Genomic DNA, 5,924 nt, shown 5'->3' with positions numbered 1-5,924 from the left:
GCCCGGACCGAAGCCGGCGTCGCGCGGCCGGCGCAGGTCGCGCCGCTGTCGGCGGCTTCGGCGGTGAGCAGGGCCTGAAGCACCGCCGCCGTATGCGGCTTCGACGAGGCGGCGTCCCGTAAAGCGGCGGACATGCGACCGACCCCCGCACGCGGCCGTCGCGTCGCCTGCGGGACACCGGCCGTTGACAACCTGCGCAGGTGCCGTCCCTCCGTCTCGTCGTCGACCGGATCCGCGACCGGGCCGTCGACTTCCGCCACTGTCAGCTGCTCGGGCTGACGGGTTCGACGGCGCTCGCGGCGGGCGGCGTGAGTTCAGGCGCCCTGCCGGTACGGCACATACCCGCCCCCGACTCCGGCCCGGCCGCGCTCGGGCTCGTCGGCGCGTATTTCGGGCTCGTCGTCCTGATAGCGGCCTGGGCGCTGGTGGGGGCGGCCGTGCGCGGACCCCGGCCGCCCGACCGCCGTGATCTGCTGCTGACGCTGGTTCTGTGGGCGGCGCCGCTGGTGGTGGCGCCGCCGTTGTTCAGCCGCGACGTGTACAGCTACCTCGCGCAGGGCGCGATGGTCGACGCGCAGCTCGATGTCCACACCCTCGGACCGTCCCACCTCGGCGGCCCGCTCCCGGCGGAGGTCGCACCCCTGTGGCGGGACACGCCGGCACCGTACGGCCCGGTCTTCCTCGCCCTCGCCGCGGTGGCGCACTCCCCCGGCCCGGCCGCGTTCCCCGCCGACCAGGTGTCCACCGGGGTGCTCGGGATGCGGCTCGTCGCTCTCCTCGGTGTGGCGGCCATGGCGTTGTGCCTGCCCCGGCTGGCCCGGTACTGCGGCACCGACCCGTCCGTGGCTCTCTGGCTCGGCGTGCTCAACCCGTTGGTGCTGCTGCATCTGGTCGGCGGCGCGCACAACGACGCGGTCATGCTGGGCCTGCTGGGCGTCGGACTGGTCGCGGCGCTCGGCCGCAGGCCGGTGGCCGCGGTCGTATTCATCACCCTGGCGGCCCTGGTGAAGGCCCCGGCGGCGCTGGGTCTCGTCGCCGTGGTGATGCTGTGGGCCCGGCAGACGTCATGGGCGCGGGCTCCACGACTGTCGGCCGCCGCTGCCGTCCTCTGCGTCTGCGTGGCGACCACAGCGGTGACCACGGCGGCCGTGGGTACGGGATACGGGTGGCTCGCGACACTGGACACCCCCGTCTCCCCCGGGAACTGGTCCCTCACCTCTACCCTCGGCCGGATGACCACCGCCGTCCTCGACCGGGCGGGCGACGGGCCCGCGGCCCTCGCGCGCTTCGCCGGCCCGGCGTGGCATCTGCTGGGCCTCGCCGCGACCGCCGTCGCCGTACTGCTCGCCTGGCGCCGTCACCATCTGCTGCGCCCGGTCCACGCGCTCGGGCTCAGCCTGACGGCGGTTGCCGTCCTCGGCCCCGCGATCCGCCCGTGGTACCTGCTGTGGGGACTGTTCCTGATCGCGGCCGCCGGGCCCGGCAGATCTTTGCGCCGGACGGCGGCCGTGGCCAGTGCGATCCTCGCCCTCGTCGTTCTACCGAGTGGATTCGCGCCGGATGCCGCCCAGTTGGGGCTGGCCGTCGGGGGCGGTCTGCTCGCGGTGACAGCTCTGTGGGGCGCAGACCGCGTCGCGCGCCGACCGATTGGGAGTACTGCATGACACAGCTGGGTACGACGGAGACCACGTGGCGGTGGCCGACGACCACCCGCGGACGGCTCATCCTGGTCGCCTCGCTGGCCTCCACCGTCCTGCTGTTCCTCATGACGGTGCCGCTGCACCGCGGCTGGTTCGACCTGGGTGTCTATTACGGGGCCGTGCACCACTGGGTGGACGGCGGCGCTCTCTACGACTACCAGGTGCCCGGCAGCCGATACGGCTTCACGTACCCGCCGTTCGCCGCTCTGACCATGCTGCCGATGACGCTGATCCACTGGAACGGCGCCATCGCCCTCACCCTGCTGCTCAACGCCGCCGCGGCCGTCGTGATCCTGCGTCTGACCGCCGGCCCGGTCGTCAGGGCCCAGGGCTGGACCCCTTGGTACGCACTGGCGCTCACCGGATGCGCCTTCGCCCTTCTCGAACCGGTCCGCGACACGGTCAGCTTCGGTCAGGTCAACCTGCTGCTGCTGGCGCTCGTCCTCGTCGACCTGCGCCTGCCGGCCGACGGCCGGGCCTCCCGTTACGCCGGCATCGGCATCGGCCTCGCCGCCGCGATCAAGCTCACGCCCGCCGTGTTCATCGGCCACCTGCTCCTCACCGGCCGCCCCCGCGCCGCCGCGACAGCCACCGCCGTCGCGCTCGGCGCCACCGGGCTGGCGGCATGGATCGCGCCGGACACCTCCCGCGTCTACTGGACCCAGGCGCTCTGGGACACCGACCGGGTCGGCTCGCTCGCGTACGTCTCCAACCAGTCCTGGCAGGGACTGCTCGCCCGGTTCGTCGAACCGCACGAGCCGAGCCGCGGCATCTGGGCGGCCGGGGTCCTCGTGCTGCTCACTGTGTGGTTCGTACGGGTCCGCCGGGCGACCGCCGCCGGTGACCACGCCGCCGCGGTCGCGCTGACCGGCATCCTCGCCTGTCTGATCAGCCCGGTCACCTGGGTGCACCATCTGGTGTGGCTGGTGCCCGCCCTCGCGGTCCTCGCCGGCGCCGCCCTGGGCACACCCGCGGGACCGGACCGCCGCAGGCTGCTGACCTGGTCCGTCGCGCTGCCGGTCGTACTGTCGAGCAGCGTCGTGTGGCTGTGGAGCAAGGACTCGTCCGGAATCGACGGCTTCCTGGGTGGCAACACATACGTGTGGATCGCGCTGGGACTGCTCGTCGCGCTACCGGTCCGCGGCCCGTCCCGGGGGCACCTCCCACCACTGCCCGGCACCTGACGGGTCTGCGACGATGGACCCATGCGCGCACGCTACGGGCTCCCCCTGAAGATCACCGCAGGAATCACGGCGGCCGGAGCCGCCGGCCTCGTCTACGCCGCGGGCATCGAAGCCCGTTCGTACCGGCTGCGACGGGTGACGGTGCCGGTGCTGCCGCGCGGGATGCGGCCGTTGCGCGTGCTGCAGGTCTCCGACATCCACATGGTGAGCGGCCAGCGCAAGAAGCGGGCGTGGCTCCAGTCCCTGGCGGGACTGCGCCCGGACTTCGTCGTCAACACCGGCGACAACCTCTCCGACCCGGAGGGCGTGCCCGAGGTGCTGGACGCGCTGGGTCCGCTGATGGAGATCCCCGGCGTCTACGTCTTCGGCTCCAACGACTACTACGGCCCGAAGCTCCGCAACCCGGCCCGCTACCTCCTGGAGAAGGCGCAGGGCCGCCACGGCCTCAACGGCAACGCCCCGGCCGTCGGCGCCGTCCACAACCCGTGGGAGGGGATGCGGGACGCGTTCGACGCGGCGGGATGGGTGGACCTGACGAACACCCGCGGCCGGCTGAAGCTCGACGGCTACGAGATCGCCTTCACCGGCCTCGACGACCCCCACATCAAGAGGGACCGCTACGACAAGGTCCTCGGCGGCCCCGAGAAGGACGCCGACCTGTCGCTGGCCGTCGTCCACGCTCCTTACCTCCGCGCCCTCGACGCCTTCACCGCCGACGGCTACCCCCTGATCCTTGCGGGCCACACCCACGGCGGGCAGCTGTGCATCCCCTTCTACGGCGCCCTGGTCACCAACTGCGACCTGGACACGGACCGGGTCAAGGGCCTGTCCCGGCACCGGGCGGAGGGGAAGGTCTCCTATCTCCACGTCTCCGCGGGCTGCGGCACGAACCGCTACACCCCGGTCCGCTTCGCCTGCCCTCCGGAGGCGACTCTGCTGACGCTGACCCCGCGCGACTGACCCCCGCGTCCCCCCGCCCGCGGCCCGCCGAAACCGGATTTCGCCTCCGGCCGCGGGTGGGCTAAAGTAATCGATGTCGCCGGGACACCGGCGGCATCGGGGTGTAGCGCAGCTTGGCAGCGCGCTTCGTTCGGGACGAAGAGGTCGTGGGTTCAAATCCCGCCACCCCGACGCTGGTCAGAGGCCCATTCGCGTGATCGCGAATGGGCCTCTGTCATGCCCGGGAGCCAGACAGGGGGTCAACCTGTTCCGTCAGTCCCCCTCAGCGTCGCCCCGTCTCGCAAAGATCACGTCCATGGCTTCCGCTCCTGCGTGATCACGGGCCGAAGCTGCGTGCGGTAGACCGCCTCGGTCGTCGCCCAGCTGCTGTGACAGACCAAGAGGGCGATCCGTTCCAACGGGATTCCGTGATCCGAGAGCAGCGAAACGAAGCTGTGTCGCAGCTCTCGCGGCTTCCACTCGGGAGCGAGGCCGGCCTTTTTCGTGATCGCCCGGAAATCGTGGCGTACGTTCGCTGCGTCCAGCGGCTCGCCACTCCGCGGTGGCCCGCGGCCCGCGAGCGCGCCCTTGACCTGGTCCTGTGCCATGGTTCGGAGCGCGAGGTGGAGCTGGGCGGGGTGATGTTCCTATTCATTGGTCAGCGGGGTGTCCAGAAGATCCGCTCCAGGTCATACAGATGGGCTCGCGCGCCGGAGCGATGCTCTGTGACACCTGCTCGACGCTGCGGCAGTACGGCAGACCGTGCAGCGGCTTGCCGGCGAGGAAACGGGTGATCAAGTCGGCGACTTCCGCCGCCCGTTCCAGGATGATCATGTGGTCGGCGTCGCGGATCTCCGCATGCCGACTGTCGGCACACGCCGCCGCCATCTGGCGGCACAGCTCCGGAGTGATGAACGAGGCGAAGAAGACGCACACGCCGGGGCCCTGACCCGCCTGTCCGGCCAGGTCAGGACCCCGGGTTCGCTACGTGGGGGGCGGCCTCAGGCTTCTTCCAGCGCTTCACCGAACTCACGCAGGACCCGTCCGTGATGGCTGTGCGCGAGCTGGTGCCCGACCGCCAAGACCAGCGCTACCGGCCATTCGATGATCTCCGCGGCGGCCAGTACGCCGACTCCTGCGAGAAAGGCGAGCTGCTCAGGAGGGAGCAGTTCGACACGCGTGCCGAACACGTCGAGAGTCACGGTGTTGTGGGTAACAGCGTGCTCAGCCGCCCCACTTGCCGGCCTCGTTTCCGGGCACGAGGCCTCGCGCCGGCCAGGGCGAGCGTCCTGTGCGGTGACAGTCGATGCGGTCATGGTTGCCATCCGTTCCATCGTCGGACCTGGAACCATCGACGATGCGTTTTGGCGCTTTTCCCTTTTATCCACCATATGCCAGGGCGCGCGGACGGTGCATGGCCGAACAGTGACCGCCGTCGTGTCGCCGCCCTCACCTCATCGGGAGCCGAGGGCAGAACCTGGTCCGGCACGACCGCTTCTTCGTCGACGAGGAGGGCGCTTTGGGCCCGGTGGTGAGACCCGATTGACCCGATCGGGGAAAGGGGGAACCGAAGCGTGGGACCGGTCGTTGTCCGGTCGGGCAAAGGAATCGTCAAGTGGCGCGGCCCGCGCCGGATTGCGCAGGGGATTTCCATGGGTGTCAGCCTTTCCAAGGGCGGCAATGTCTCGCTCAGCAAGGAGGCCCCGGGCCTGACCGCGGTCGTCGTGGGCCTGGGCTGGGACGTACGCAGCACCACCGGGACCGACTTCGACCTGGACGCCAGCGCCCTGCTGGTGGACACGAACGGAAAGGTCCTGTCCGACCAGCACTTCGTGTTCTTCAACAACCTCAAGAGCCCCGACGCCTCCGTCGAGCACACCGGTGACAACCTCACCGGTGAGGGCGAGGGCGACGACGAGCAGATCAAGGTCAACCTGGCCGGCGTGGCCGCAGAGGTCGACAAGATCGTGTTCCCGGTCTCGATCCATGAGGGCGAGAGCCGCAGCCAGTCCTTCGGCCAGGTGCGCAACGCGTTCATCCGCGTCGTCAACCAGGCCGACAACAACGAGCTCGCGCGCTACGACCTGAGCGAGGACGCCTC

The 5,924-nt window shown here is 70.8% G+C and carries 6 protein-coding genes, 1 tRNA gene and 1 pseudogene; 5 read left to right on the top strand and 3 right to left on the bottom strand.

The features are described 5' to 3' along the window. Nucleotides 1–200 precede the first annotated feature (200 nt). The 4 genes from mptB to ACWGH4_RS29645 all read left to right on the top strand — a co-directional run bounded on the left by mptB (nt 201) and on the right by ACWGH4_RS29645 (nt 4,015). Entirely contained in the window at nt 201–1,664 is a 1,464-nt protein-coding gene (gene mptB, locus ACWGH4_RS29660) for a polyprenol phosphomannose-dependent alpha 1,6 mannosyltransferase MptB (protein WP_453466351.1), read from the top strand. After that, nucleotides 1,661–2,884 carry a glycosyltransferase 87 family protein gene (locus ACWGH4_RS29655; RefSeq protein WP_453466349.1) on the top strand — a complete coding sequence of 408 codons (1,224 nt, stop codon included), beginning with the start codon at nt 1,661–1,663 and terminating at the stop codon, nt 2,882–2,884. Before mptB ends, ACWGH4_RS29655 begins: the two co-directional genes overlap by 4 nt. 21 nt (nt 2,885–2,905) lie before the next feature. Next, complete coding sequence (locus ACWGH4_RS29650) at nt 2,906–3,844, top strand: metallophosphoesterase (RefSeq protein ID WP_441263541.1); 939 nt, start codon at nt 2,906–2,908, stop codon at nt 3,842–3,844. Nucleotides 3,845–3,941: 97 nt separating this feature from the next. Beyond that, nucleotides 3,942–4,015: transfer RNA gene (locus ACWGH4_RS29645), tRNA-Pro, on the top strand. Between the two features lie 81 nt (nt 4,016–4,096). On the opposite strand, the pseudogene ACWGH4_RS29640 reads toward ACWGH4_RS29645, so the two are convergent. From ACWGH4_RS29640 to ACWGH4_RS29630, 3 genes and pseudogenes are all read right to left on the bottom strand, one after another. After that, nucleotides 4,097–4,383 (bottom strand): annotated as a pseudogene (locus ACWGH4_RS29640) (tyrosine-type recombinase/integrase); the annotation flags it as partial. Between the two features lie 91 nt (nt 4,384–4,474). Next, nucleotides 4,475–4,759, bottom strand: coding sequence for an alpha/beta fold hydrolase (locus ACWGH4_RS29635; protein ID WP_453466346.1), 285 nt, complete (start codon nt 4,757–4,759; stop codon nt 4,475–4,477). A 65-nt stretch (nt 4,760–4,824) separates the two neighbouring features. Next, a complete protein-coding gene (locus ACWGH4_RS29630) occupies nt 4,825–5,025 on the bottom strand; it encodes a hypothetical protein (protein ID WP_159695082.1) in 201 nt (66 codons plus the stop codon). A gap of 450 nt (nt 5,026–5,475) precedes the next feature. Between ACWGH4_RS29630 and ACWGH4_RS29625 the strand changes: the two genes are divergently transcribed. Continuing rightward, nucleotides 5,476–5,924: TerD family protein (locus tag ACWGH4_RS29625; RefSeq protein WP_453466344.1), on the top strand; the 449-nt coding region annotated here is incomplete at its 3' end.

The sequence above is a fragment of the Streptomyces sp. NPDC054847 genome, assembly GCF_053610925.1.
Note: the sequence above shows the minus strand (reverse complement) of the source record. Positions and strands in the feature narration are given on the sequence as shown.

Excerpts from the sequence above, each read along its gene's own strand:
- ACWGH4_RS29650 (WP_441263541.1), top strand. The coding sequence starts at position 2,906 with ATGCGCGCACGCTACGGGCTCCCCCTGAAGATCACCGCAGGAATCACG.
- ACWGH4_RS29655 (WP_453466349.1), top strand. The coding sequence starts at position 1,661 with ATGACACAGCTGGGTACGACGGAGACCACGTGGCGGTGGCCGACGACC.